The sequence below is a fragment of the Desulfotalea psychrophila LSv54 genome, assembly GCF_000025945.1.
Lineage (GTDB): Bacteria > Desulfobacterota > Desulfobulbia > Desulfobulbales > Desulfocapsaceae > Desulfotalea > Desulfotalea psychrophila.
Genome location: NC_006138.1, coordinates 1930001 through 1956677, shown reverse-complemented (window position 1 = coordinate 1956677; position 26677 = coordinate 1930001). Strand labels below are relative to the sequence as shown.

Below are 26677 nucleotides of genomic sequence, written 5' to 3'. Positions count from 1 at the left end.
TCAGTCCAGGAAGTCTAGGTCAACGGTTATATTACCGCTAACGGGAGAAGAAGCCGAGGCAACGGGACATTGTGAGCCAAGTCCGGCAAGGTAGGCGGCACGGCCTGCTATGGTAGCCATGGCAAAGGCCTCTGCCATGGCAACGGGCTTATCAGCCACGGCAATAGCCGTATTGACCAAGACAGCATCGGCACCCAGCTCCATGGCAAGGGCAGCATGGGATGGGGCACCGAGACCAGCATCAATCACCACGGGAACCCGAGCCTGCTCAATAATCATCTCCAGCTGCAGACGATTGGTGATGCCAAGATTGGTGCCGATGGGTGCCGCCAAGGGCATAACGGCGGCCGCCCCTACATCCTGCAAACGCAGGGCAAGGATGGGATCCACATTCATATAGGGAAGAACAATAAAACCACGTTTTACCAGCTCTTCCGTTGCCTTAAGAGTCTCGATGGGATCGGGCAGGAGGGTACGTGGGTCCGGGACCACCTCAATTTTAACCCAATTGGTGCCCGAACCGGCCCGGGCCAACTCAGCAAGGCGAATGGCCTCTTCAGCATTTCTGGCCCCGGAGGTATTGGGCAAAAAGTTGGTCTCTCCAGTGTCAATCTGTGACATGATATCATCTTCAGGATCGGCCAGATTTACCCGCCTGAGGGCCACGGTTACCATCTGACTTTTGCAGGCCTGAAGTACATCCCGCATGATTTCCGGCGAGGCAAATTTGCCTGTGCCAATAAAGAGTCGTGAAGAAAATGTTTTGCCAGCTATGGTGAGCATATCAGCCACCTCCTACAAATCTAACAATTTCAAGTGAATCCCCATCTACCAGAGGGGCATTTATGCTATCTGTTTCGCTGAGTAGGATCCTGTTGTACTCTATAACAACGCTTTCTGACATCAGTTTGAAATCGCTGAGAATATCGGAAATAGATGTAGTCTCCGAGTACTCCGTTTTTTTGCCATTGAGCTGAATATACACTCTTTACTCCTCCTCCCGCTGCTGGGCGGGAATTTTCTCATCGGCTGCGACAGTACAACCTGTTAAGACAGAGTAGGCACCGACATGGCTGCCACTCTCCATCTTGCAGTTGGTAAGAATGGCTCCGGTATCAATTTTACAGTTACTGCCAATCTGGCAATGACCGCGAAGTTCTACTCCGGCACCGACAAGACTATCAAAACCAATTTCTGATTGAGAGGAGATCATGATGGTAGCGGGCAGGATCATGCTCACCCCTGTCAGCATGACCTCCCTGTTACGACGCATACGGAGTTCCTCATCTGCCATGGCAAGTTCAATACGTGAATTTACTCCCAGCACATCCTTTGGCTCAGGGGCCAGATACCTTTGCACCTTTTGCTCAGACTTAACAGCAAGATCAATGATATCTGTAAGATACAATTCTCCTTGACTATTGTTGTTCTCTACTTTCTGCAGGGCCCGATAGAGAAAATCTCGCCTGACGCAGTAGATGCCGGCGTTAATCTCCTTTATCCTCTTCTCGGCAGGATCCGCATCCTTTTCCTCAACGATACGAAGAAGATTTCCCGCATTATCACTGATTATTCTGCCGTAATTGGTCGGATCTCCTAACTGGGTGGTCATCAGAGTGACAGTGGCAGAGTTGGTTCGATGACGATCATACATCTCCTCCAAGCTCTGTCCTGAAATGAGAGGGGTATCGCCGCAGAGAATCATAACATCTTCACAGTCATCCGCGATTGCCTCCTTGGCAGTAAGCACGGCATGGGCAGTGCCAAGCTGCTCTTCCTGCACGACAAAGGTGCAGGCGTCGTCGGCAAGGGCCTCCCGCACGGCATGTCGCTGGTGACCAATAATAATGATGCGTTTATCGCTGGGCAGGCCTGCTGTACTGGCCAGTACATGTTGGATCATCGGTCTGCCAAAAACGGGGTGAAGCACCTTGGCCAACTCGGACTTCATTCGTGTTCCCTTGCCGGCGGCAAGAATTACTATTGCAAGTGGGTTCTCTTTTTTCATGGATGCTCTCTCGTGCAGGAAAACTCTGTTATATAAAATTATGCTTAATTTTTAGGAAGAAAAATGAAACAACTATAGGAAAATCCACTGCTCTTTGCAAGCAGGATGAACTTCTTCTCTATATTTATCTTCTTTCAGCTGTTTCTTCGCACTTTCAAGCTGCATAAGCCAGAAAATATTCAATTTTCCCATAAGATTAATTTAAAGAAAGGTAATTCATTTCTTTACTTGAGGCTTGAAACAGTAGTTCTATATGCTGTAGTGCCCCAGAGGGGTACCGTTGAAATACTATGTTTATAGCTTCCCGTTGTCTCCTTGGTGCTATAGGAGAGATAGATAAGTGTTCTGGTCTGAGGATCGTATATCCTTCGTATTTTCAAATTCTTAAAAAGAAAACTCTTGGACTTGCGAAAGACAACTTCCCCTGATTTTGATTGATCTATCTGCTCAATCATCCCGGGGCTTATCTCACCTGTTTGCCTACAGGAAATAGACATATCGGAGGGATCTGCCCAGTCAAGATTCGCCTCAATACTTGACACATGACAGGTAACACCGGTGACGATGGGGTCGGTCAGGACATTGATCTTAATATCCTTAGTGGTAAACAGACCAAGAGAGACATCACCAACTTCATCACTATCGCAGGAGGTGAGGCAAAGGCCGATCAGGGCCAAAAGAATTATCTTTTTCAATGTGTTATTCCTTTCTTATAAACTCATAAAAACCCGTGAACTACTTCAAACCGTTAACCATATGAACAACTCTTCCGCAAATGATATTTACCATTATTTTCGGTGGTATAGCAGAGAAAAGCCCTGCCATGACTAAAAAGACGGAGAACTTATCATTTGGCTAAGACTACCCTATCTGTAAATTTATTGTAGCTCTTTATTAGCCCTCTTCTCTGCCCTTTATCAGAATAAAAGGCAAAGGCAATATCGCCCAGACAAGCAACTGACAAGGGCAGACTGCCAAAACCACCTTCTCTCTTAATTGTCCTGGAATAATAGAAAAAAAATCTTAAAAAGTAAACAAATCCCATTTTGGCCGATAGAGCCATTCGGACATGACAGGGTTTGTCATTTTTTCTTTACTGACGATGAGAAGATGACTTTTATCATAGAGTGGGAAGGAGGTGGACGGTGCATTGAAGCCTACCCCAAAAACTGCCTTCGTTTTGCAGCGCAGATGAACAGCAAGGGCTACGTCCCCGCAGAGTATATTGGAAAAGCTTGTATTGGTTGCGGTATCTGCTTCTACAATTGTCCGGAAACGGGAAAGGATATGCTTATTCGAAATGGTGAGAATATTTATTCCAAGGAGATAGAGGATTTTCTCCACCATATAGATGGCGGGCAGGATGTAATCAATTTTTGCCACGGTCAGATTGCCAGAGACAAGACACCGAAATACGCCCACTTCATAGAGCCCCTTACCGCCAACGGCAAGAGCATGAAGATGAAGCTGAGGGAACAGAACTCTGGACCAACGCCTAGGCAACCATGATCATTAAACAAAAAAACGCCCCGGAGAAGCTCCAGGGCGTTTTTTTATGTACAGGCAAATCCTAAAAAGATACCTCTCCACCAAGGCAGAAAGGTGGTCTACGACTATTTCTTCTCAGAGGAATAGGACTCAACAATGGCATCAAGCATGCCGGCAATGGTATAATTTTCAGGCTGAACATCTACCTGCAGACCATTGTCCGTAACTGTTTTTGCCGTAATAGGACCAATGGCGGCAATACGCACCCCCTTAAGCAGACTCGCCAACTCTTCTGGGCTTTCCGGCTGGAGCATCTTGATAAAATTGGTCACGGTTGATGAGCTGGTAAAGGTCACCATATCAACGGTGCCGCTCTCAAGCTCAGCCCTCATCTCTTTTTTATTCTCAGCGATAGGCTTGGTTACATAAACGGGGGCGACGGTTACCTGAGCGCCCGCTCCACGGAGATTTTCCGGGACAATTTCTCGAGCCTGTTGAGCACGAGGAATAAGAATATTGCGTCCCTCAACACCCTGATCCAAAAGCGCCTGAGCAAGACCCTCACCGGTAAAAACTGGTGGAAAGAGATCGGCATTAAGACCATATTTACGCAGATAGTCCGCAGTACTGGGTCCAACCACGGCAATATCACACCCCTTCAGGTCACGGGCATCCATTCCTTTAGAAAAAAGCCTCTCAAAGAAGTATTTTACACCGTTAATGGAGGTAAAGAGAATCCAATGGAACTCCTGAAGACGTTCAAGAGCATTATCCAACTCCTTAGGTTCCTTGATTGGACTAATCTTAATAGTCGCACACTCAAGACAATTAGCGCCCTGTTCTTCCAGTTCCTGGACAAGTTCGCTTGCCTGCTCACGGGTTCTGGTAACAATGATCTTCTTGCCAAAGAGAGGTCGTTTTTCAAACCAGTCCATGGTATCGCGCAGACTTACTACCCCACCAATAATGATCAGGGCTGGAGCCTTAATACCCGCATCGGCCACCACATCCTTAATGGTAGCAATGGTTCCCACCACGGACTCCTGCTCGGGAGTCGATGCCCAACGGACAACGGCAACGGGTGTTTCGGGGTCTCTTCCGTGCTTAAGCAAATTGTCGACAATGATGGGCAGATTTTTAATGCCCATATAGACCACGATGGTGCCCGCGCCTGTGGCAAGCTTTGCCCAGTCAACGTTAGACTCTTTCTTATTCGGATCTTCATGGCCCGTCACAAAGGCTACGGAGGCAGCGAAATCACGATGGGTAATGGGAATACCTGCATAGGTGGCTGCTGCCGAGGCAGAGGTCACACCGGGGACAACTTCAAAGGGAATGCCCTCTTTATGAATTTCCTGAAGCTCTTCACCACCACGACCAAAAATAAAGGGGTCACCACCCTTGAGGCGAACGATGAGCTTACCCTCATGGGACTTATCCACCAGAATTTGATTGATCTCTTCCTGGCTATGGGCATGATGAATATTGCCCTTTTTTCCCACATAGATAAGCTCTGACGATTTTGGCACAAGCTTTAAAAGCTTAGGATTGGCAAGGTAATCATATACCACCACCTCAGCCTTTTCGAGAAGTTGCTTACCACGCACCGTAATGAGGCCTGGATCACCCGGACCTGCACCAATAAGATATACTTTGCCAAGTTTTAGATCTTTTCTTTTTTCTTCCATAATGTATGAGGACGTATTCTGAAAAGTGAATAACTCTTATATCAAGATGTTATCTTTGCAGATTCGCCAAGGCTATTTATGCCAAATTTGTTAAAATTTAAAATCGTTAGAAAATATAAATTATATAGAAAACAGAGGACATTTCCTACAGCCTAGAACAACAAAAAGGGTAACTCTTTTAAAAAGAGCAACCCTTTTTGACTACGTCACAATGAATACACTAAGAGACCAAAGCCTTATGTACGACTATAGCTCTTTCATGATCAGCTCTGTTACCTCACCAATGGAGGCAGAACCATCAATACTAATTACCTTAGGGCCATTGGCGTTCTTGAAATAATTTACCGCCGCCATGGTGCCGGTCTCTTCATCATAATAAATGCCATGGCGCTTATTGATTGCATTGACGTCCTGATCATCGGGACGGGTTTTCAAATCGCCACCACAAACGCGACAGACAAGCTTGCCATCTTTCTCCACGGGCTTGATAGCCTCAAAGGCAATATGATTTGGATGGTTATTATCATTTACACAGAGACGACGACCCATGATACGCTCCTTAGCAATGTCACGATCAAGAACGATCTCGATGACATAATCAAGGGCCATGCCCTCTTTCGCCAGGGTTTCAGCAAGGGTTATTGCCTGTACCTTAGAGCGGGGAAAACCATCAAGAATCCAACCCTTCTTGCAGTCATCCTTTTGCAGCCGAGAGACCATCATGGGAATAGTAATCTCATCGGGAACGAGATCACCTCTTTCGATATACTCCTTGGCCTTAAGACCAAGTTCTGTACCGCCACCAATATGTTCTCTGAAAATTGCACCGGACTCGATGTGAGGAATGTCATACTTCTTCTGCACAATAGCACCCTGGGTGCCCTTGCCACTACCATTTGGTCCAAAAAACAGAATGTTTTTTCCCATAGCCTTTCTCCTTACTCGCCAATTTCAATATTTAGATAAATAAAAAAATATAAAAACGGTAGACAACACCGTTGTAAAAACTCGTAAAAACAGCTGGGTACAAACAACTGCCACGGAAAAAACCGTGACTTATCTTTATTGTGCCGCACAAGAGTAAGATCAGAACTGCAAGGATAACTCTAGGCTGTATACTTGCAAATTTCTTAAATATTTGCGCTGTCTACGCTCTATGAATTTCTCAATATCGGCAACTATAGCCTATTCTTAACAGCGGTGCTAGAAAAATATCAGCGTTTTTCTGCCGCTTTTTCCTTGCAGACGAATATTTTTTGGTCTATTGGTAGAAATGGTGTACACTTGTCGTCCAAATTCTAATTTTTGAGGGAAAACACGTCTAAATACGCTCTTGGTTTATCCCTCTCAACTTTACTAACTGGTTATCATGAAAGAAATTTGTGTAGGAATTATAGGTTTTGGCACGGTAGGTAGAGGTCTTGCAGAGACCCTTCGCATACAGCAGGAACGACTTGAGGCACGAATCGGGGCAACCATTCGCCTGAAAACCGTAGCAGATATCGCCTGCAAAAGCCTGCCAGAGGAATTTGCCGGTGTTACCCTAACCCAGAATGCCACCGATATTTTTACTGATCCAGAGATTGATATTGTCGTAGAACTCATTGGTGGAATTGAACCGGCAAAGACCTTTCTCCTCCAGGCCATTGAAAATGGTAAACATGTTATTACTGCCAATAAGGCCCTCCTTTCCACCCACGGCAAGGAAATTTTTGAAGCTGCTGTGGCCAAAAACGTAGAGGTAGGTTTTGAGGCCAGTGTTGGTGGTGGCATTCCTGTGATCAAGGCCCTGAAAGAGGGTCTGGTGGCTAACCGCATTAACTCCATCAAGGGAATTATGAACGGTACTGCCAACTACATCCTCTCACAGATGACCGAGCACGGCACACCCTTTGCCGAGGTACTGAAAGAGGCCCAAGAGCTTGGCTTTGCCGAAGCTGACCCAACCTACGATGTAGAGGGTGTGGATACAGCCCATAAGCTTGCCATCCTTATGACCATCGCCTACGGCTTAAACGTTAATATCGACCATATTAATATAGAGGGTATATCCAGCATAGAACCCGTTGATATCGATATTGCCCGGGAATTTGGTTTTGCCATCAAACTTCTGGCCATCAGCAATAATCATGGCGACAACGTTGAAGCCCGTGTCCATCCGACCATGGTTCCACACTCTCATATGTTGGCAACCATAGGTGGCGCCTTTAACGGCATTCACTTTAACGGCGACACCGTAACCGACGTCCTCCTCTATGGACCAGGTGCAGGCATGATGCCTACGGGTAGTGCCGTTGCAGCCGATGTTGCCGATATCGCCCGCAACATCCTCAGCGATTCGGTAAACCGGGTGCCGGCCCTCTCCTATCAGCCAGAGAGAATGACCGCTCCAGTTATTACTCCTATGAGTGAGCTGGTATGTGCCTACTACTTCCGCTTTACCGTAAGCAGTGAGCCCGGTGTACTGGCAGCCATTGCTACTATTTTGGGCAAATACAATATTTCTGTCCAGTCTATTGTCCAAAAAGAACTTGGCGAGGACCAACCTGTCTATCTTGTGGTACGAAGCCACGATGCCCAGGAAAGTGCCGTTAATGCTGCCATGGCCGAGATAAGAGTACTTGACGCCTGCCTTGCCGAACCGCTGAAGATCCGTATTCTTGGCGCAAACGACTAAGCACCCTTGGGGCAACACTCCCCGTTGCCCTAATCCTGCCCATTCCGCCCCATCCTACCGAGGTATATTATGAAATTTATTACTCTGGTGGGTGACGGGATGGGGGACCATCCCCTCACCGAACTGGGCGGGAGAACTCCTCTTGAAGTGGCCAATATTCCCCGTATAGATGATCTCTGTCGCCGGGGAGAGTTCTTTCTTAACAGAACGGTTCCAGAGGGATATCCACCGGGAAGTGATGTGGCGAATATGTCTCTTCTCGGTTACGATCCCCGTCTCTACTACAGCGGACGAGCCCCCCTGGAGGCAGCGGCCATAGGTCTCTCTCTTGCCAAAAATGAAATTGTCTATCGCTGTAACCTGGTAACCCTGGAGAAAAGAGCGGACGAACTGATACTAAAGGATTTTTCTGCAGGTTCTATCAGCTCTGAAGAGGGCGCCACCCTTCTGGCCGATCTCCGCAAACGTTTACAGATCGAAGGCCTTGAAGAATTTTTCTTTAGCACAGGCATGGGCTACCGCAATATTCTAGTGGTAAAGAGGGACTACCCCCGTTTAACTACGATTCCTCCCCATGACCATATAGGTCAAGATGTTAGTAAATACTGGGCCCAATACCAGGACGATCCCCATTGGCAGCGCCTGCTAAAGGTGGTAGAGGAGGTTTTTACAAACCATCCAGTGAACCATGCCCGCCATCTTGCCGGGAAGAACCAGGCCAATATGATCTGGCTCTGGGGAGAGGGAGGCACATTTATGATTCCGACTCTGACCGAGCGTTTCGGGATCAGTGGGGCCATGGTGAGTGCCGTTGACCTACTTAAAGGCCTGGGCATCGCTGCCTCTCTTGCCACCCCTGATATCAAGGGGGCAACGGGATATCTCGACACCAACTACGAGGGAAAGGTTGAGGCAGCCCTGACGGCCCTTGAAACAATGGACTTTGTCTTTATCCATCTGGAAGCGGCCGATGAGGCCGGACATCGAGGTGATCTTAGGGCAAAGATACAGGCCATTGAAGATATTGATAACCGAGTTATGACCCCTCTGTTAACGGAGCTTCGGCGCCGCGGGGAGGCCTTCCGCCTGCTCTTCACCATGGACCATTTCACTCCCCTTGCTCTTCGCACCCATACAGCCGAACCCGTACCTACCCTTCTCTATGATTCCCGGGAAGAACATTTAGGCTCTGGATGTAATTTTTCGGAAAGAGAGTGCCGAGAACACGCAGGGAGAAAAGGACAGACCTGTGGCCCTGGCTTTGAGGTAATGGCAAAACTTTTATTAAAAGAGAGAAGATGATGACTGTACACAGCTTAACATATCGCGTTCGCTATGCAGACACCGATGCAGGTGGGGTAGTATATAATGCAAATTATTTAAAATATTTTGAAATAGGCCGTTCAGAGATGATGCGTGAGCATGTCTGCTCCTATAAGGTCATTGAAGATGCAGGAATTCTTCTGCCGGTAACCGAATCCTTTACCCGCTATAAGGCACCTGCACACTACGATGATCTGCTCATTATCGAGACCGAAGTAACAGAACTAAAAAAATTTACCTGTAAATTCAGCTATAGAATAAGTCGCGATGACGGCAGCAAAAGACCCAGACTGATAGCTCGAGGTTATACCGTACATGCGGGCATTAACCAGGAAGGTAAGCTTGTTGTTTTACCGGAAGAGATACACGCAAAAATTGCTCTTCTCATAGCAAAATCTTAGGACAAAGAAGATGTAGGGTCTTTTTTTTATTGACATCTTTCCCCAATCCCTGTATTGTGCCGGCTCGTAACGCGGGGTGGAGCAGTTTGGTAGCTCGTCGGGCTCATAACCCGAAGGTCGTTGGTTCAAATCCAGCCCCCGCTACCAGTTTTAAAAGTTTTCTTGCACGTAACGCGGGGTGGAGCAGTTTGGTAGCTCGTCGGGCTCATAACCCGAAGGTCGTTGGTTCAAATCCAGCCCCCGCTACCAGTTATAAAAAAGGTCTTAGCTATTTTAGCTAAGACCTTTTTTTTTGCCCTTTAACAGACATCCTATTGGCATTCCACTACTCGCCTCTCTGGCACATGAATCTGCTCAAGCTCCACACCATCCCACTCCTGCGCAACATAAAGGCCACAGTAGCAGCTACCGTACTCAGCAATATCAGCCCACCGATAGAGACAGGGACAGATAATATCAAGATCCCTCTCCCGCCTGCCACTTGCGGCCCTACAGGGACAGGCCATATATCCATAACGATCCCGATTAAGCAGAAGGGCATGAAGAAGCCTCAAGGTCTTTTCTCGATTGGCATTAAGACAGTAGCCCTTTTTCCCTGCTAAAACAGCCAACCTGTCACGAAGCTGGGCTATCTCAGTACGAATACCAAGGGCGTCTCTTATGGCCTGCAAGTTGTGACCGGCAATAACCTGATTGCCTACGACTACAATGGGAAAAATCACCTGAGAGTTCAGCAGACGCATCGCTGCCAGCACCTGCTTTAGCTCTACCACCGGTAACCTGTCTATCTCTATACAGCTATAATCAACCTGAAACTCCGAGAAAATCTTTTTTATCGACTGACTGTAAGAGCATTTTGCCAAGGCGTATAGCTTAACTTTAACCACAACGACTCTCCTTTGGTTAGAATCGAAATTTATTTTCTGTTGTCATTAAATCACCTCCCCTCTTTTTTGCAATCAAAAGAGAAGAAATTTCTCCTCTAGAACAAACAGCTTTGCCCTACCACCTCCCTACAAAAAAAATATCATCAGATTTCCTGACTAACGCCGAAGCATTAGAGCAGGTTGAAGTATGCAAGGTCGGTGAGTTGGCGCTAGGCTTGTAGCTCTCGCCCAAAAGCCAATGTATCCGCTCCGCCAAGAGACAGAGGCTCCACATCTGAATCGCTAACAGTTTATTATGGCACAATAAACAGGCGCGGGAAGGGCATAAGCGACTGTCTCTTGCATGACATTTTCTCCACCCATCCACCACCTATCCTCCTAGAATTATTGATACTCAGGAAACTATTTTGTTTCCAACAGACCTCTTTTCTGGTATCAGAGTAGCTTCATGCTGATATCATTTATTTTTAACATTCTTTGATTAGCTATTTTCATTGATTTTTTTATTACTGAGAAGAGGTTTTTGTATGAGATTAACAGCGAAAATGAAAGGATCAATTTTTGCATTTCTTTCCATTGCTATTTGGTCAGGATCTTTTCTCATTGCCCGTCTGGTGGTTGGTAACATATCTCCCCTAAGCCTGACTGCGGCACGTTGGCTTGTCAGCCTCCTTGTACTTCTTCTCTTTGCTCTTCCCACGGTGAAGCGGGAATGGTCTGTGGCACAAACATTTCTTCCTCAAATAATTATAGCAGGCATTATTTCCGTTACTCTGTATGCTCCTCTCGTCTATTTTGCGGCGCAAACAACCTCAGCAATTAATCTCTCTCTTATTGCCGTAATAACCCCAGTTTTTATTGTTATTATTTGTGCATTTATGGGGAAAAAGCAAAGTACCAACACCTGGATTGGCTCCATCGTAGCCCTCATTGGTTCTTTATACCTGGTGGCCAATGGCAATTTAAGCAGACTACTTGGCCTAAAATTTGCTGTTGGTGACCTTCTTATGTTGGTGGATGCAATTATATTTGCCTTTTACAGCATTATTCTTAGCAAGGTGCCAAAAGGACTTTCCCAGACAACTATTCTCTTCCTTATGACCCTTGTCGGACTTATATGTCTTATCCCAATTGTTGGTTGGGAAATTATGCAGCCAAACTTTATCTTTAAAATCAATGGCATTGTTATATTCAGTATTTTATTTACCGGAATTGCCTGTTCTCTTATGGCTTGGTGGCTGTGGAATCTTGCCATAGTCTACGCAGGACCGAGCCATGCGGGCATGATCTATTATGGAATGCCAATTCTCAGTAGTATTGTGGCATTCCTCTTTATTGGCGAACCAATTACCCCAGTGCATATCATCAGTGCTCTACTCATCATTGGCGGTATTGCTTGGTCTGCCAAGAAATAAAAGCTCAGTTCAAGTAGCCTTGAAGTAATACACACCATCTCCTTAAAACCTCCCCACCAATTATTATTAACAGGAGTAAAAGCAAAATCTATCTCTGGATCCTGCCGATGCTTCATCCACAAAACCGTTATCACCTATAACAGATCCAGCCTATCCGTAAAACACAGTCACCTGTCTCTTCAAAAACTACAGCACCAGCTAAAACCCAGCAAGAACAGATACCTAGCAAGAACATAACCTTTTTATGTCTTGCCAAAGCTCCCTTACTGTATCTATCTGTTACACCCCTTTCATCACAATCAAATCTGGAGTATTTTCCCTTTCCGATCTATGCAGTAAAAAAGATACTTCCCCCCCTTTAAAATGCTTCAGTCACTAAACTATTCTGTTTCTTATAATGCTCTTTTCTGGTATTAGGATAAATCATTGATGGTTAGCATCAAATGCTTTTATCTCCAGTTACCCATCAATTTTATTGTTTTTTTGTTGCCAGCACAACTTGGCTTGGTCTTGCCAGCTATGTCGTTGTGATTTGCTTTATTTTATTTCTTATTACACAGAAGAGGATTTTTATGGATTTAACACCGAAAATGAAAGGATCAATCTTTGCGTTACTTACCATTGCTATCTGGTCAGGATCTTTTATCGTGGCCCGTTTAGCAGTTGGGAATATATCTCCCTTAAGCCTAGGTGCTGCACGTTGGTTCGTCTGCTTCCTTGTACTTCTTCTTTTTGCCCTTCCTACTGTGAAGCGAGAGTGGGCTGTGGCAAAAACATTTTTACCTCAAATCATTGCAGCTGGAATTATTGCCGTAAGTCTTTATGCTCCTCTGACCTATATTGCGGCGGCAACAACTTCGGCAATCAACCTCTCGCTTATTGCCGTAACAACGCCTATTTTTATCGTTATTGCTTGTGCCATTATGGGTGAGAAGCAGAGTGTTAATACCTGGATTGGCTCTCTCATAGCCCTGGCAGGATCCTTCTACCTGGTGTCCAATGGTGAATTAAGCAGATTGCTTGGCCTAAAATTTGCCGTCGGCGATATTATCATGTTGGTGGATGCAATTATTTTTGCCTTTTACAGCCTTATTTTTCGTAAGGTGCCAAAGGGACTTTCCCAGACAACTATTCTCTTCCTTATGACCGTTGTCGGACTTATATGTCTTATGCCAACAGTTGGTTGGGAAATCATGCAACCAAGCTTTGTCTTCAAACTCAATAGCCTCGTTATATTCAGTATTTTATTCACCGGTATTGCCTGTTCCCTTATGGCCTGGTGGTTCTGGAACCTTGCCGTTATTCATGCAGGACCAACCCATGCGGGTATGATCTATTATGGGATGCCGGTTCTTAGCGGTGTTTTTGCGTACTTTTTTATTGGCGAGCCCATTACATCTGTACATATAATTAGTGGTTTGCTCATCATTGGCGGTATTGCCTGGTCTACCAAAAAATAAAATAATCTATATCCATGAGGGGGGATTAACAACTCATGTCTGAAGAACGTAGCAGCGGTAAATATATTACCCTAACGATAAATGGTGAAAAACGTCCTGCCTGGGTAGAATCTCACCATACTCTTGCCGAAGTATTACGTAATACCTTCGGTCTTACAGGAACTAAAGAGGCCTGTGAAGAAGGGGCCTGCGGCGCCTGCACCATCCTCATTGATGGGGTTGCCCAACTTGCCTGTATGCTTTTGGCAACAGAGCAAACAGGGAAAGAGATCGAGACCATAGAGGGTCTTGCCGCAAATGGTGAACTGCACCCTATCCAAGAGGCGTGGTTACAGGAATATGCTGCCCAGTGCGGATACTGCTCTGCCGGAATGATCATGTCCACCAAGAGCCTTTTGAATAAAAATCCAAATCCAAGCCAGTCGGAAATTCGCGAGGCACTTGGTGGCAACATCTGTGTTTGCAGTAACTACGAACATATCTTTGCCGCGGTAGACAAGGCGGCTAAGATAATGCGTGGGGAGGAGCAAAATGAGTAAATTACGTTCTATTGCTGTTCCTGTTCGCCAAAAAGATGGACGGGCCCGAGTGACAGGTGAGGCAAAATACTACGCTGATTACCTCTTTCAGGGAATGCTGCAGACCCGTATCCTGCGAAGCCCCTATCCCAGTGCCGATATTATCTCTATCAATATCGAAAAGGCGGAGGCTATAGCTGGTGTTCGCCTTATTATGACCCACGAAAATTTCCCCAAGGCCTTTAGAGGAAGTCTCTACTATGTGGGTGATTTGGTAGCTGCTGTTATCGCCGATACCAAAGAGATAGCCGAAGCCGCCCGGGCGCTTATTGAAGTCGAATACGATAAGAAGAAGGCTGTTTTATCCCTTGAGGATGCCATAAAGCCAGGAGCACCTCAGGTATTTGCGGGAGAAGATAACTGCCATGATTGGGAGTTCCATGCCCAACTCAGTGATCAGGACCCGGAAACAGGACTCTACAAAACCAAAACCCCCAGTGATTACAATGGATTTGGTGATATAGAGCAGGGCTTTGCCGAGTCCGATGTCATAGTAGAGATGAAGGATCTCAAGTATGCCTACACCAAAAGTCCTGCCATGGAGACACGTGGCTGTACGGTAAATTACGACGGTGCTCGCCTCCAGGTCTACACCCATTCGCAGGGAATGCACGATGAGAAGTACAGTCTTGCTCAGGCCCTGGGAATTGGTTCAGATAAGGTGAACTACATCTCTCCATATACCGGTTCAAGTTTTGGAGGCAAAAACTCAAACGTACTTGACCGCAATCTTCCCTCTCACTATCTGCTCATCGCCTCCCTGGCCTGTCTGCAGCTGAAAAAGGCCGTACACTGTGCCTATTCCCGTGAAGAAGAGATGATCTGTTCTTGGTCCCGCGGCAGTCAGGCCGATGTAAAGATTGGCTTTAAAAAAGATGGCACCATGGTCGCCATGGATTATTCCCACTGGCAAGAAACCGGGGCCGGTGGAGATAAGTATCCAGCCAAGAATGCCATGTTAGCCACGGGTGCGGTACTCTACTCACATAATTGCAAGCATCTGCGTGGGAAGATCCGCTATGTCAACACCAACCGTTTTCCTGCAGTGGGATGGCAGGGTTACGGTGCACCCGAGGGCACCTATGCCGTCGAGGTAACCATGGATGTAGCTGCCGAGAAACTCGGCATGGATCCTATTGAGATTCGCAAGAAAAACTGCATGCGTACCGGAGATATTGACGCTGGTTGGGATCCTCTGGAATATAAATCTGCCTATGTCTCTTCTGCAGCCATCAGAGAGTGCCTTGATATTGGCGCAGAAAGACTTGACTGGCAGAACAGCTGGCAACATCCAAGTAAGAAATCTGGCCGAATTCGTTCCGGTATGGGGGTAGGCATCTTTGCCATGGGAGCAGGACGCCCCGGAGTGGGTAACTCCAGTGAAGCCATGGTGAAAATTTTTCCCGATGGTTCCGCGGCCCTTGTCTGTGCCATAGCTGATATAGGACAAGGCCAGCATACTGTACAGTGCCAAATCACCGCAGAGGTACTTGGTCTCCCCTATGAAAAAGTGGGGATTGTCTGCCAAGATACCGACTCTACACCCTTTGCCACGCTGGTCGCCAATAGCTGTGGCACCTGGATTCAGGGCTGGGCAACCTATGAGGCCGCCCTCGATGCCAAACGCCAACTATTAAAAATTGCCGCACCAATCCTTAATGTTCAAGCAGAAGAACTTGCCCTAAGCGAGCAGGGTATCTACGTGGTAGCGGAACCGGAAAGGCTCATCTCCTTTGCCGAGGCCTTCGGTTCCATAGGACATTACGGAGGGCGACATGAAATTATTGGCTACTACTGCAATAACTCTCCCCATGACCGTTGTCTTAAGGATGGCAAGAAAGACGAGGTATATATCCCTAAGGAAAAGGGTGCTCAGTTTGTCAGCCTTGATATCGATACCGAAACTGGCATGATGGACAATGTGAAGGTGTACATGATACAGGACGTGGGCAAGGCCTTGAACCCAAAAATAGTTGAAGGACAGCTGCTCACCTGTCGCCATGGGGTAGAAAATGCCATGCTAGGCAATGATTGTATTGTCGATAAAAGAAATGGTTGGCTAATGACCCCGAATTTCATCGATTATCGCCCCGCGACCTCCCTTGATTGTGATGTAGTTCCTATTATCGTAGAAAATCCTGGCGATCCCACCCACCCATTTGGGGCGACTGCCTGTGGTGAAGGTGCGGCCTGTCCATCTCTGGCTGCCTTTTCCAACGCCATCTATAATGCAATCGGTGTACGTCTTATCGAAACACCGTTTACCCCAGATAAAATTCTGAATGCCCTAGGAAAAATAAAGGGGAGAAAGAAATAATGAAACCTTTCAATCATATAAATGCCTCTTCCCTTGAAGAGGCCAGTAAAGTTCTTATCGATAGCGAAAAAAAAGCCTGTTGCATCGCAGGTGGCACCGATTTACTGGGCTGCCTTAAAGATGAATTGTGGCTCGAATACCCAGAGACTGTGGTCAATTTAAAAACCATTCCGGGTCTGGATGCCATAAGAGAAGATGAGGATGGTCTGCATATCGGTGCCCTGGTAAAACTCACCGAACTAGCGGAATCCCCTCTGGTTCTAAGTGGATATGCAGGTCTTGCCCACGCTGCCAGCAAAACGGCCTCTATTCTATTGCGTAATATGGGTACCGTTGCAGGAAATATTTGCCAGGAAAATCGTTGCTGGTATTATCGCTACCCCGATAAACTTGGCGGAAAAATTCCCTGTATCCGTAAAGGCGGCAAAAAATGTCTGGCTGTACCGGGCGACCACCGTTTTCACTCTATCTTCGGTCAAGTAAATCGCTGTATTGCCGTAAACCCCAGTGATACTGCCCCAGCATTTGTTGCTCTTGGGGCGGTGGTAAAAACCACCCTGCGTGACATTCCCATAGCTGAGTTCTTTTCAGCAGAACATGGTAAACAGTCAACGGTTCTTGAGCCAGGTGAAATTGTCCGGGAGATATTTGTACCAAAAACAGCTGCCCGCTCAGCCTTTACTAAAATTGCCTATCGGAAAAGCATTGATTTTGCCCTGCTTAACTGTGCTGTAGCCCTCTGCTTTGACGGTGAATTAGTAACATCAGCCCGTATCTGCCTCAATGGGGTTTTTAATAACCCTAAATCCTGTCCCGAGGCCGAAGAGTTTCTTATCGGTAAAAAAATCTCGGAAGAGACTGCTCGTCAGGCTGGAGAACTAGCACTTGCCACCGCGAAACCGACACCGCAAACAGCCTATAAGGTACCCATTGCCGAACGGACTGTAGCTGATACCATCCTTATGGCAGGAGTATAACCAGGATGAAACTGAAAAAAGCACAGGTGGTAGGAATTATTCTTGCGGCAGACAGGCCTGAGAGGATGGGAGAGAATAAATTTCTTCTCCCTTTTCGTAATAAGCCTATGCTGCAACAGGTGATTGATGCTGCCCAGGCCTCTACCCTGCAAAAACTTATCCTTGTGCTCCCCCCTGAATCACAGTCTTTACTGAAGCATGTTGATACAGGGGAATGTGAAGTTGTCATCTGTCATGATCAGGCAGAGGGGCAACTACAGTTCCTACAGGCAGGGCTTAAATGCCTTGCCTGTAGCGAGGATATTAACGGTTGCATGGTCATTCCGGGAAACCTGCCCCTGTTAAACGAGAAGACAATAGATTATCTGATCGATGCCTATTCACAGGATAAGGAGTCCTGGATAGCCCCCACCCAACAGGATATGCGGGGAGACCCAATCATTATCCCTTTCTCCTGGTGGGAAAAAGTGGCCCAACTGGAAGGATGTCTTGAAACAAGAGACCTCCTCGGGCAAGCATCCCTGCGCCTGCGTCTCATAAAAATGCAGGACATTGGCCCCTTTATCAAGATCAATACAAGGGCAGAATACCAGCATCTATCTCGTCGTCATGACCTATGTTTACAGAAAGAGAGTTAAGGATTAACAATCCATATTGCCACACCGGACAGAAAAAGCATAAGGTACTCTCCAATACCAAATAGGGATCCATCCCTACCCATTTTTTTACAATAACTATTCTGAGCCCCGTTATGAATGAAATTTGCCCCCCAGAGGAGAACGCAACCCAAAGAAATATTTGCTACACCTCTTTTTTCTGGGTTGTCTTTCTCGTTATCTCCTCCTGCCTGCCCCTACTTCTTGCTCCAAAGGCAAGTGCAAAATATATAGGCATTGCCTTTCATTTTATAACAAACGAATTAGGTTGGCTCTATATGCTCGCAGGCCTTGTCTCCTTTATCTTTGTCCTTTGGCTCGCCTTTGGCCCCCTCGGGGATAAGAAACTTGGCGAAGAGAAGGAATATTCAACATTTTCATGGATTGGCATGCTTATCTGTGCTGGAGTCGGGGCGGGCGTACTCTTTGGTGGCGCCATAGAGTGGGCCTACTATATGAGCTATCCACTCCAAGGAGAGACGGTTGGCTCAAAAAAGGCTATCGAATGGGCAGGCGCCTATGGCCTCTTTCATTGGGGGCCGGTATGTTGGGCCATATATGCAACTCTGGCTGTCCCCATGGCCTATAACTATTATGTGAAGAAGGTCCCCATTCTCAATATTGCCCAAACCTGTAAAGGCGTACTGGGCGAGAGGGCCAATCACTGGCCGGGCAAGGTCATTAATATTTTCTTCATGGCAGGCCTTGTGGCAGGTTCCGCCACCGCTCTGGGCATTGGTGTACCCGTCATCGCCGCCTGTCTGGTCTCTGTCTTTGGCTTTGCCCCCTCCTTTCAACTGGAGTTTTTGACCCTGTTGGGAATTACCATGCTCTTTTGCATGACCTCCTATCTAGGATTAAAAAATGGCCTGAGCAAACTCTCCGATCTCAATGTCTATGCTGCCCTTTTCCTCCTCCTCTTTGTCCTGATAGTCGGTCCCAGCGTTTTCATCATAGAGACCTCCCTTGCCTCTCTTGGCCTTTTGACCACAGAAATAGTGCGGATGGCAACCTGGATGGATCCCTCAAGTGAAACAAGCTTTGTTAAAGATTGGACGGTGTTCTACTATGCCTGGTTTGTGGCCTATGCCCCATTTATGGGCCTCTTTATAGCAAAAATATCCCGGGGCAGAACGGTACGTGAAGTGGTTCTGGGCCCCGTCATCCTTGCCTCCTTAGGCTGTGGCCTCTTCTATCTAATCTTTGGTAATTTTGGCCTTCATCTGCAACTAACAGGACAGCTGGATGTGGTGGAACTTGTTAAGACCAACAAGGGGGCAACAGTGATCATGCAAATTGCCGACTTCCTTCCCTGGGCCCCTCTCTATAAACTGCTCTACGCTCTGGTAATGGCCATCTCCATGGCAACAACCCTGGATGCAGTCTCCTTTGCCCTCAGCGCATCAACGACTAAACAGTTACAACCGGATGAAGAACCGGCTCACTGGAATCGACTCTTCTGGGCTATTGTCCTGGGATTTATTCCAACGGGAATGCTCTTTATCGATGGACCCCTATCCATCTTACAAACAGCATCTATCGTTGTTGGTCTACCGGTACTCTTTATCATATGGCTCGGAGTCTACTCATTTCTCAAGGACTATTTACGAGATGGCTGGCTAACAGATTAATCGCAGAGGAAAAAAGATATGAAAACAATTGCCGTAGAAAATGCAGTCGGTACTATTTTATGCCACGACGTCACCAGAATAATTCCCGGAAAGACCAAGGAAGTCGCCTTTCGGCGCGGTCATCTCATTAAGGAAGAGGATATCCCTGAGCTTCTGGCCATTGGTAAGGAGAACCTCTATATCTATGACCCGGCAGATGGCTATCTCCATGAAGATGATGCGGCCATACGTATCTCCGAAGCAGTGGCCGGTGAGGGCATCCTCCTCAGCCCGCCCTCGGAGGGGAAGGTTACGGTCAAGGCGGCAAGAAGGGGTTTACTCCGTATTGATGTCGATGCCCTGCAGCAGTTAAATATGATTGATAATGTTATCTGTAGCACCATCCATAATAATCAGGTGGTGGCAGAGGGACGTTCCCTGGCCGGTATTCGGGTTATTCCTCTCGTCATTGACGGGGCAGTAGTAGCAGAGGCGGAGGCCCTTGCAGCCCAGCCCCTCTTGGAGGTCCGTCCCCTCAAGTCCCTTAAGGTGGGGATTATTACCACCGGAAGCGAAATCTTCAAGGGTCGTATTGACGATGCCTTTGGCCCCATCCTCCGGTCTAAGTTCGCTGAACTTGGCTGTACGGTGCTCGGCCAGCGCCTTGTCGCCGATGATCGGGCAAAAACGGTGGAGGCAATCCGTGACTTCCAAAAGGAGGGTGCGGAAATGATCGTGCTCACCGGTGGGATGTCCGTTGACCCCGATGATCAAACCCCGGCTTCCATTCGGGATTCAGGGGCAGATATTATCAGTTACGGTGCACCTGTCCTGCCCGGGGCCATGTTTATGCTGGCACACCTTGAGGGGATCCCCCTCCTCGGTCTGCCGGGGTGTGTGATGTATCATGCCATAAGCATCTTTGATCTAATTGTACCGCGACTCCTTGCCGGAGTAGAGATCAAACGAGAGGATATTGCTGCCCTCGGTCATGGTGGATTTTGTGAGGGCTGTGACTGCTGCCACTATCCGGTCTGTGGCTTTGGCAAGGGTGGAAAATAATCTTAAAAATGCTCACAGGTGGTGCTAATTACCACCTGTTGAAAAACCAGACATAGTTATTTATTCTGGGTATTCCTGATTTTGCCAAAACTCATATAATGCTGAAATGTTAGAGGAACACAATAGGGGAATTGCCTCTTTGACCTTTTCATCAGGCCAATGCCACCACTGCATTTCCAATAGCATGGCAATTTCAATTTCTGAAAAACGAAACCGAATATGCTTGGCAGGATTTGCCCCCACAATTGAATAGGGTTCTACATCTCTGGTGACAAGGGAGCGACTGGCAATAATAGCACCATCACCCACTCGAACTCCGCTCATGATCATGGCCTCTGTGCCTATCCACACCTCGTGGCCAATGACTGTGTCTCCTGCTCTGGCAAATCCATCAACTGCCCCATTAAAATCAGGATTATTCTGATAAAAAAAGGGAAAGGTCGTTACCCAATCCGGCCTATGACCCTGGTTTCCGGCCATCATAAACACCGCACCAGAGCCAACGGAACAGTAGTTACCAATTATCAACCTATCAACATCATCTCTGTCGGCAGACAGGTAACGGGCACAATCATCAAAACTGTGCTGATGATAATAACCGGAATAATAGCTGTTCTTACCAACGATGATGTTAGGATTAGTCACCTGCTCTTGCAGCGACTTACCGGAAAATGGACTTGCAAAATAATTATTCAACCTGACTCCTCTCAAAACTCATAGGCCAATTAATTTGGGATAAGGTCCTGTAAACCAGGCTGAACTCTTCGAAATGGGCCCATCATTTAATGAGTCGCAGTATCTCTTTAAACTCTGCAGCCCGACAGTCAGCAACCAACTCATAGAGACACATCTCAAGGCCTGTCATACCCGCCCCCTTAGAGGTGAGCTTAGCAATGGCCAGCTCCTTATTGAATGTCGTTCTGGAAGAGACACAGTCACAGACCAGTTCAACCTCATGGCCAAGCTCAAGCAAACTCAAAACTGTCTGATAGACACAGATATGGGCCTCAATACCACAGACCAACCACTTAGTGATATTCGACTCCTGCACCGCCTGAATAAAGGCCTCAGCCCCACAGGCATCAAATGTATACTTCGGTATCGGTCTGTTCGGGCTCAAAGCTGAAGCTATCTCCGGCACCGTCCCCCCTAATTTCTCAGGATTCTGCTCCAACCATAAAATTGGCAGATTGAGGGCCTTTACCCCCTTAATAAGCAGGGTGGTGTTGACGATAAGCCTTGCACTGTCCTGCACCAGACCTGCAAGTTTTCCCTGAATATCTACGACAATAAGGCCGGTGTTCTCTCTTGTGAGCATTTCATCCTCCCTGGTTTTTACTGATTCCGATTCCTTTACCTTAGCCACTAAAGTCAATTAAAACCGAAAACAGTAGTCATTGTCAATTAATCCAAACAGATAACAAGCTGTTTTTACTCGGCGCCTTGCACCTGAGGTTCCGGCAACAGTGATTCGCTAGTCTCCACATCTGACAGATATTCGAACCACAGCTCATGGGTGCGACGCTCAGTCAGCCTGATTTGGCAACTCAGTGCCATCGCCCCTCTAATGGTTCCATCTCGCCACACTGTATAAACAGAGTCACAGTGAGATTTTTCATACTGTGACCAGGATTGCTGGGCCACTTTAATAGAATCAACAACTGCTGGGTCGAAACTATATTGTTTGATACTTTTGCCTAAATAACGCTGCATCTCTTTTTCAGCACCTTCTAATTCAAGAGCTGCACATTCATTGATGTCAAGGGTATTGCTGGCCTTACTACAATCTAATTCTGCAGCTGATGCTACAGATGCAAACAGCCCTAATCCTAATATAATATACTTAATCATTGATTTCCCTCTGCTGGATATCTGCGCCAATAAAGCCGGTGTTCTCTCTTTTGAGCATTTCATCCTCCCTGATTTTTACTGATTCCGATTCCTTTACCTTAGCCACTAAAGTCAATCAGAACCGAAAACAGCAGGTATTACCAATCAATCCAGACAGATAACAAGCTGTTTTTACTTGGCGCCTTGCACCTGAGGTTCCGGCAACAGTGGTTCGCCAGTGTCCATATCTGTCAGATATTGGGACCCTAATGATTTCCTATGAAAAATATAACGATGAATTAACTGGCTCCGCACTTTTGCGAAGTCCGGGTTGAATGTCGGGTTATGTTATTTATTAGTAAGTAGTTTTGCATATTCTTTTGAAACCTCTCCCCAATGATTACGTAAATCACCAAGAACGTTAGATACTATTTGTTCTAAGATTTTTCTGACTTGAGTGTTATCAGTACGAGACAGTGCAAACTCTGCGGTTCTCTCTGAATTCACCCATTTTTGCATCTCACTTAGAAGGCCATTAGATGGAGTATCACGGCCACGCAAATCTGTGCCATAAAAATAATGTAGAACCGCCTCATAAAACTCTGAATACTGCTTGTTTTTATGATCTTCTCGGAAACATCTGACCATAGAAATAATACTGCTTCTAATAGCCTCTTGTTCAAGCCTGTCCGCCATAAACTTTCTTGATATTTCACTGACATTTAAGTCAGAATCAAGCATTGCCTTTGAAGCCTCCATGAATAGCACATAATCCTTGTGTACTTTCTGCAACTCTTCATAAATAGGTTTGACCAAATCTTTAAACCTATCATCTTTGATTTGCTTCTTATGCTTAACCAATTCCGTAAGCTTGTCTAAAAGAGATATAAGGCTTCCTATCATTTTCAATAATCTCCGTAGTAAATTCCACGACCTAACGCCCCTAATAACTGGCAAATGACTGTTGGCTCAACTTGAGCGGAGCGAAAACAGCCAGCCGTTATTTGTCCAGTTGATTGGCTTGTTAGTAGTTTTTTAGGCAAATATTCTTTCTAATGTAGATGATATTAAACCTTGCGTTTGTGCTGAAAGTAAAACACAACCGATTGTAGCTAAATCAGCAGCAGTACCAAGCCATTCAACCAAAGGTGAGTTCTTTAAACTATCTATTCGTTTTTTATCTGGTAACTTTTTATTACCTTCTAGAATTTTCATTGCATCAATTAAATACATTGGAGGAGTGTTTTCAGGCAACCCTAACTTTATCATTAAACTAGGAGGATCTCTCAACTCAATAGCTTGCTTAGTGTTTGTTATCTCAAGTCCATCAGCATTTATTTTTGCATCTTTAGGAGCACTTATTCCTGTTCCACAATTATCAATTCGTACATTTTTCAAATTTAACACAACTACCTCCTAACTATTAATATGAAACTCACCGGTTAAAATAGAATAATAACCAATTTGAATGTTATTAAATTTATTCAAGGATGGTGACCAATTCAGCCGTTCCAGTTGGTATCTCTACCCGTACAGAATCTTCCTTTTTCCAAAATAATCGATATTCGCGTTGCCATTCATCTTCCTTTGACTTAAGAAAATGATTACGCTGATGATCATACGTGTATTTGCAATTCCTCATGATTCCTTTAGAACCAACTTGCTTATCAATGACTTTCCCCAAATTTTCAATATTGAAGATCTTAACACATACTTTTTTACCCATTTTTCTAGCAATTTCAACGCTAAACACATCACAAAATGAAAGGATCAAACCATCCTCATGATAGTATGATGCATTTCTTAATTCAGGCATCTTTCTACCATTAAAGGAATTATTGCTCATATTCAGGCCTTGAACTCCCTCGATGTGGATACCAAATTGGCGCAATTCTGGAATTGGAAAACTAGATTTATGAATTAAGTTTTCATCTGGGGTAAATATTCCTTCTCTTTTTTCACTTAAATAAGAGCTTGCCAGCAAAATAGGAATCCCCCCCCCATTCACCCAAGTATCAGCCCACTCCACCTCAGTGAGGTATAAAAATTTTTCCACTACACCTCCAAAAAATATAAATTTGATGAAAAAAAAATTTCCGCCACTACAATTAAATTCTTTAAATATACAGAGAGGGAGGGGGCAAGGCAAGAGCACTACTGCAAAAAATGGTCAGAAGGGTCGGTAGGAATTTTATTCGGGGTATTGGAACGTCAAAAGAAAATATTTTGGGAGGGGTAAGCTGTGATGGGCACGCTCCGCCGCTCCGCAGCTTTTCTTTGCCCATCCTACGGTATCTTCAAAGGGTTATTTTTATTATGCTTTTATGCACTTTCTGGTATCTATCATCTCCCTATCTCGAATCTTTTACCTGCTGTTGCCGAGGGAGAGATTAGGCTGGCCTTTTCTAAGAAAATTGAGCTTACCCCAGCTTTGTGGAGCGTCACTCAAGCTATTTTTGGAACAAATAAAACTGCTCTGTGGACTTTGCAGGACTTTTGGACCCATTAGCTGAAGGCCTTCTTCTACGGTTGTAGTATGCCTCGATGTACTGGAAAAGCCCCATATTTTGCTGCTTCAATATCTCTAAAACTCCTATGATGGATATATTGTGTTTTCAACGTATGAAAAAAGGACTCTGCAACAGCATTATCCCAGCAATTACCCTTACGACTCATACTTTGCCTGAAGCCTTTTTCTTGGAGTAGCTGTCTATATTCCTTACTTGCGTACTGAACACCTCTGTCGCTATGGACAAGCATTTCTTTGGGTGGGTTTCTTCGCAAAATTGCTTTACGTAGTGCCCAGATTGTAGATTCTTTTTCAAGTGACGTACTCAGATCCCAACCAACAACTATTCTAGAATAAAGATCTATAAAAACAGACAAGTATGCCCATTTGTTGCCTACCTTGATGTAGGTTATATCACCAACCCAAACCTTATTGGGGGCTGCAACAGTGAAATTTCTGTTCAAGATATTTGGTGCAACCGGAAAAGCATGATTCGAGTCAGTCGTAGTTTTGTACTTCTTTAAAGATTTACACTGTATTGAAGACTCTTTCATAATTCGAGCGACACGATTTTTCCCCACATCTGCAAACTGAGCCTCTGCTCGCAAATCAGCTGTAACCATAGGACTACCAACCATTCCACCATGCTCAACATAGAGCTCCTGGATGCGATTTTTAAGAATGTTATTCTCTCTGCAGCGCTTTGAAATTGGTTCCTGCAACCAACGATAGTAACCACTCTCTGAGATCAAAAGAGTCTGGCACATTTTCTTCACAGTGAAATGAGAGTGATGATTCCTGATAAAAGTATAATGCATCACTGTGTTCTGCTGAAAATGGCCATGGCTTTTTTTAGAATGTCCCTCTCCATAGTGATATTCTTCAATTCTTTCTCAAGCGCTTTGATCTTTTTCTGCTCAGCAGTAAGGGCTGGAATACCGTTACCAGGGAACGCTATCTCTCCCTGCTCTTCATATTTTTTTCTCCATTGATAGATCAAATCCACATGAATGCCTAGATTATCTGCAATTTCTCTAATAGTTCTACCAGGTTCTAGACTTAAAAGAACAGTACTACGTTTAAAATCTGCATCATATTTTCTACGCTTTTGTATAACCATGTGAGCCTCCTGTTCCTCGTATTATAACGAGTTAATATGGACTCCACAATATCGGGGGAGGATCACCCCATGCAGTACCATCGGCGCTGAAATAAGCGAGGGCAACGAGACTCCAGGTAAGCGTAAACTCCTGTTTCGCATCGTGTTCGGAATGGGAACGGACGAAATCTCTTTAATGCATTGATTTCAATCGTTTTTTGAACAAATCAAACTGGCATTACTCTATCTTTACTTGCATGTAGTCTTTACATATTTTAAACAAAAAAAAACCCAAACTAAATTAATAGTTTGGGCTTTTATATATAAAATTCGGCGGCGACCTACTCTCCCACACAGTCTCCCATGCAGTACCATCGGCGCTGAAGAGCTTAACTTCCGTGTTCGGAATGGGAACGGGTGGAGCCTCTTCGCTATGGCCACCGAAAAAATTCGGCGTTCTTAATTAAATATAGAGTATTCAGTTAGTTTCTTAATAGCATAATCAAGGATATGGATAAGCCGCACGGCTTATTAGTATCGGTTAGCTCCAAGTGTTACCACTCTTCCACACCCGACCTATCAACGTTGTGGTCTACAACGAGCCTTCAGATGATTTTAAATCATGGGAAATCTAATCTTGGAGTAGGCTTCCCGCTTAGATGCTTTCAGCGGTTATCCCTTCCGAACTTAGC

At 45.7% G+C, this 26677-nt stretch carries 26 protein-coding genes, 2 tRNA genes, 2 rRNA genes and 1 pseudogene (1 of these 31 only partly in view); 15 read left to right on the top strand and 16 right to left on the bottom strand.

Features of this window, described 5'->3' with window-relative positions; genetic code table 11:
- The 4 genes from DP_RS08865 to DP_RS08850 all read right to left on the bottom strand — a co-directional run bounded on the left by DP_RS08865 (nucleotide 1) and on the right by DP_RS08850 (nucleotide 2703).
- Entirely contained in the window at nucleotides 1-783 is a 783-nt protein-coding gene (locus tag DP_RS08865; protein ID WP_041277824.1) for a thiazole synthase, read from the bottom strand.
- 1 nt (nucleotide 784) lies between these two features.
- Nucleotides 785-985 (bottom strand): sulfur carrier protein ThiS, encoded by a 201-nt coding sequence (gene thiS / locus DP_RS08860; RefSeq protein ID WP_011188979.1) that lies wholly within the window; start codon nucleotides 983-985, stop codon nucleotides 785-787.
- 3 nt (nucleotides 986-988) lie between these two features.
- The gene (locus tag DP_RS08855; RefSeq protein ID WP_011188978.1) at nucleotides 989-2008 is read right to left on the bottom strand and encodes a bifunctional UDP-N-acetylglucosamine diphosphorylase/glucosamine-1-phosphate N-acetyltransferase GlmU; all 1020 of its coding nucleotides are present in this window, start codon (nucleotides 2006-2008) and stop codon (nucleotides 989-991) included.
- A gap of 224 nt (nucleotides 2009-2232) precedes the next feature.
- Nucleotides 2233-2703, bottom strand: a complete 471-nt coding sequence (locus tag DP_RS08850; RefSeq protein ID WP_011188977.1) for a CreA family protein — start codon at nucleotides 2701-2703, stop codon at nucleotides 2233-2235.
- Nucleotides 2704-3118: 415 nt separating this feature from the next.
- On the opposite strand from DP_RS08850, the gene DP_RS18340 reads away from it, so the two are divergent.
- The gene (locus tag DP_RS18340; protein ID WP_041277822.1) at nucleotides 3119-3517 is read left to right on the top strand and encodes a 4Fe-4S dicluster domain-containing protein; all 399 of its coding nucleotides are present in this window, start codon (nucleotides 3119-3121) and stop codon (nucleotides 3515-3517) included.
- A gap of 104 nt (nucleotides 3518-3621) precedes the next feature.
- Here the strand turns inward: DP_RS18340 and cobA are convergent, their stop codons facing one another.
- Complete coding sequence (gene cobA / locus DP_RS08835; RefSeq protein WP_011188975.1) at nucleotides 3622-5184, bottom strand: uroporphyrinogen-III C-methyltransferase; 1563 nt, start codon at nucleotides 5182-5184, stop codon at nucleotides 3622-3624.
- Between the two features lie 246 nt (nucleotides 5185-5430).
- Nucleotides 5431-6111, bottom strand: a complete 681-nt coding sequence (locus DP_RS08830) for an adenylate kinase (protein ID WP_011188974.1) — start codon at nucleotides 6109-6111, stop codon at nucleotides 5431-5433.
- Between the two features lie 442 nt (nucleotides 6112-6553).
- Here DP_RS08830 and DP_RS08825 point away from each other — a divergent pair, with 442 nt between their 5' ends.
- The 5 genes from DP_RS08825 (at nucleotide 6554) to DP_RS08805 (ending at nucleotide 9834) form a co-directional block, all read left to right on the top strand.
- On the top strand, nucleotides 6554-7861 hold the full coding sequence (locus DP_RS08825; RefSeq protein WP_011188973.1) for a homoserine dehydrogenase: 1308 nt from the start codon (nucleotides 6554-6556) through the stop codon (nucleotides 7859-7861).
- A gap of 69 nt (nucleotides 7862-7930) precedes the next feature.
- On the top strand, nucleotides 7931-9163 hold the full coding sequence (locus DP_RS08820) for a cofactor-independent phosphoglycerate mutase (RefSeq protein ID WP_011188972.1): 1233 nt from the start codon (nucleotides 7931-7933) through the stop codon (nucleotides 9161-9163).
- Nucleotides 9160-9585: an acyl-CoA thioesterase gene (locus tag DP_RS08815; protein ID WP_011188971.1), complete on the top strand. Its 426-nt coding sequence runs from the start codon at nucleotides 9160-9162 to the stop codon at nucleotides 9583-9585. Before DP_RS08820 ends, DP_RS08815 begins: the two co-directional genes overlap by 4 nt.
- Before the next feature lie 70 nt (nucleotides 9586-9655).
- Nucleotides 9656-9732 (top strand) — tRNA-Met (locus DP_RS08810).
- Nucleotides 9733-9757: 25 nt separating this feature from the next.
- A tRNA-Met gene (locus DP_RS08805) sits at nucleotides 9758-9834 on the top strand.
- 62 nt (nucleotides 9835-9896) lie between these two features.
- Here DP_RS08805 and DP_RS17430 read toward each other — a convergent pair.
- On the bottom strand, nucleotides 9897-10472 hold the full coding sequence (locus DP_RS17430; protein WP_011188970.1) for a ferredoxin-thioredoxin reductase catalytic domain-containing protein: 576 nt from the start codon (nucleotides 10470-10472) through the stop codon (nucleotides 9897-9899).
- A 545-nt stretch (nucleotides 10473-11017) separates the two neighbouring features.
- Between DP_RS17430 and DP_RS08795 the strand changes: the two genes are divergently transcribed.
- The 8 genes from DP_RS08795 (at nucleotide 11018) to DP_RS08760 (ending at nucleotide 20547) form a co-directional block, all read left to right on the top strand.
- Nucleotides 11018-11887 carry a DMT family transporter gene (locus tag DP_RS08795; RefSeq protein WP_041277821.1) on the top strand — a complete coding sequence of 290 codons (870 nt, stop codon included), beginning with the start codon at nucleotides 11018-11020 and terminating at the stop codon, nucleotides 11885-11887.
- Between the two features lie 572 nt (nucleotides 11888-12459).
- The gene (locus tag DP_RS08790) at nucleotides 12460-13347 is read left to right on the top strand and encodes a DMT family transporter (RefSeq protein ID WP_011188968.1); all 888 of its coding nucleotides are present in this window, start codon (nucleotides 12460-12462) and stop codon (nucleotides 13345-13347) included.
- 35 nt (nucleotides 13348-13382) lie between these two features.
- Nucleotides 13383-13886, top strand: coding sequence for a (2Fe-2S)-binding protein (locus DP_RS08785; protein WP_011188967.1), 504 nt, complete (start codon nucleotides 13383-13385; stop codon nucleotides 13884-13886).
- Nucleotides 13879-16242 (top strand): xanthine dehydrogenase family protein molybdopterin-binding subunit, encoded by a 2364-nt coding sequence (locus DP_RS08780; protein WP_041277820.1) that lies wholly within the window; start codon nucleotides 13879-13881, stop codon nucleotides 16240-16242. The genes DP_RS08785 and DP_RS08780 overlap by 8 nt, the downstream gene beginning before the upstream one ends.
- Nucleotides 16242-17219 carry an FAD binding domain-containing protein gene (locus DP_RS08775; protein WP_011188965.1) on the top strand — a complete coding sequence of 326 codons (978 nt, stop codon included), beginning with the start codon at nucleotides 16242-16244 and terminating at the stop codon, nucleotides 17217-17219. Before DP_RS08780 ends, DP_RS08775 begins: the two co-directional genes overlap by 1 nt.
- A 5-nt stretch (nucleotides 17220-17224) precedes the next feature.
- Entirely contained in the window at nucleotides 17225-17857 is a 633-nt protein-coding gene (locus tag DP_RS08770; RefSeq protein WP_011188964.1) for a nucleotidyltransferase family protein, read from the top strand.
- 113 nt (nucleotides 17858-17970) lie between these two features.
- Nucleotides 17971-19506: a BCCT family transporter gene (locus tag DP_RS08765; RefSeq protein ID WP_011188963.1), complete on the top strand. Its 1536-nt coding sequence runs from the start codon at nucleotides 17971-17973 to the stop codon at nucleotides 19504-19506.
- A gap of 18 nt (nucleotides 19507-19524) precedes the next feature.
- Nucleotides 19525-20547, top strand: a complete 1023-nt coding sequence (locus DP_RS08760; RefSeq protein WP_011188962.1) for a molybdopterin-binding protein — start codon at nucleotides 19525-19527, stop codon at nucleotides 20545-20547.
- 60 nt (nucleotides 20548-20607) lie between these two features.
- Here DP_RS08760 and catB read toward each other — a convergent pair whose 3' ends face one another.
- The 6 genes from catB to DP_RS08730 all read right to left on the bottom strand — a co-directional run bounded on the left by catB (nucleotide 20608) and on the right by DP_RS08730 (nucleotide 24433).
- Entirely contained in the window at nucleotides 20608-21243 is a 636-nt protein-coding gene (gene catB, locus DP_RS08755; RefSeq protein WP_041277819.1) for a type B chloramphenicol O-acetyltransferase, read from the bottom strand.
- 82 nt (nucleotides 21244-21325) lie between these two features.
- Complete coding sequence (locus DP_RS08750; RefSeq protein WP_041277818.1) at nucleotides 21326-21865, bottom strand: isochorismatase family protein; 540 nt, start codon at nucleotides 21863-21865, stop codon at nucleotides 21326-21328.
- Nucleotides 21866-21978: 113 nt separating this feature from the next.
- On the bottom strand, nucleotides 21979-22398 hold the full coding sequence (locus DP_RS08745; RefSeq protein WP_041277817.1) for a lysozyme inhibitor LprI family protein: 420 nt from the start codon (nucleotides 22396-22398) through the stop codon (nucleotides 21979-21981).
- A 327-nt stretch (nucleotides 22399-22725) separates the two neighbouring features.
- On the bottom strand, nucleotides 22726-23286 hold the full coding sequence (locus DP_RS08740; RefSeq protein WP_156792247.1) for a hypothetical protein: 561 nt from the start codon (nucleotides 23284-23286) through the stop codon (nucleotides 22726-22728).
- Nucleotides 23287-23412: 126 nt separating this feature from the next.
- Entirely contained in the window at nucleotides 23413-23784 is a 372-nt protein-coding gene (locus DP_RS08735; protein WP_011188957.1) for a hypothetical protein, read from the bottom strand.
- Nucleotides 23785-23857: 73 nt separating this feature from the next.
- Entirely contained in the window at nucleotides 23858-24433 is a 576-nt protein-coding gene (locus tag DP_RS08730) for a hypothetical protein (RefSeq protein ID WP_041277815.1), read from the bottom strand.
- Nucleotides 24434-24619: 186 nt separating this feature from the next.
- On the opposite strand from DP_RS08730, the gene DP_RS16815 reads away from it, so the two are divergent.
- A complete protein-coding gene (locus DP_RS16815) occupies nucleotides 24620-24886 on the top strand; it encodes a hypothetical protein (RefSeq protein WP_156792246.1) in 267 nt (88 codons plus the stop codon).
- Nucleotides 24887-24900: 14 nt separating this feature from the next.
- Here the strand turns inward: DP_RS16815 and DP_RS08725 are convergent.
- The 3 genes and pseudogenes from DP_RS08725 to DP_RS08710 form a co-directional block, all read right to left on the bottom strand.
- Nucleotides 24901-26006: pseudogene (locus tag DP_RS08725) on the bottom strand (IS3-like element ISDps1 family transposase).
- Between the two features lie 307 nt (nucleotides 26007-26313).
- Nucleotides 26314-26430 (bottom strand): 5S ribosomal RNA (rrf, locus tag DP_RS08715).
- Nucleotides 26431-26495: 65 nt separating this feature from the next.
- Nucleotides 26496-26677: ribosomal RNA gene (locus DP_RS08710) — 23S ribosomal RNA — on the bottom strand; it runs 2734 nt beyond the window's last position.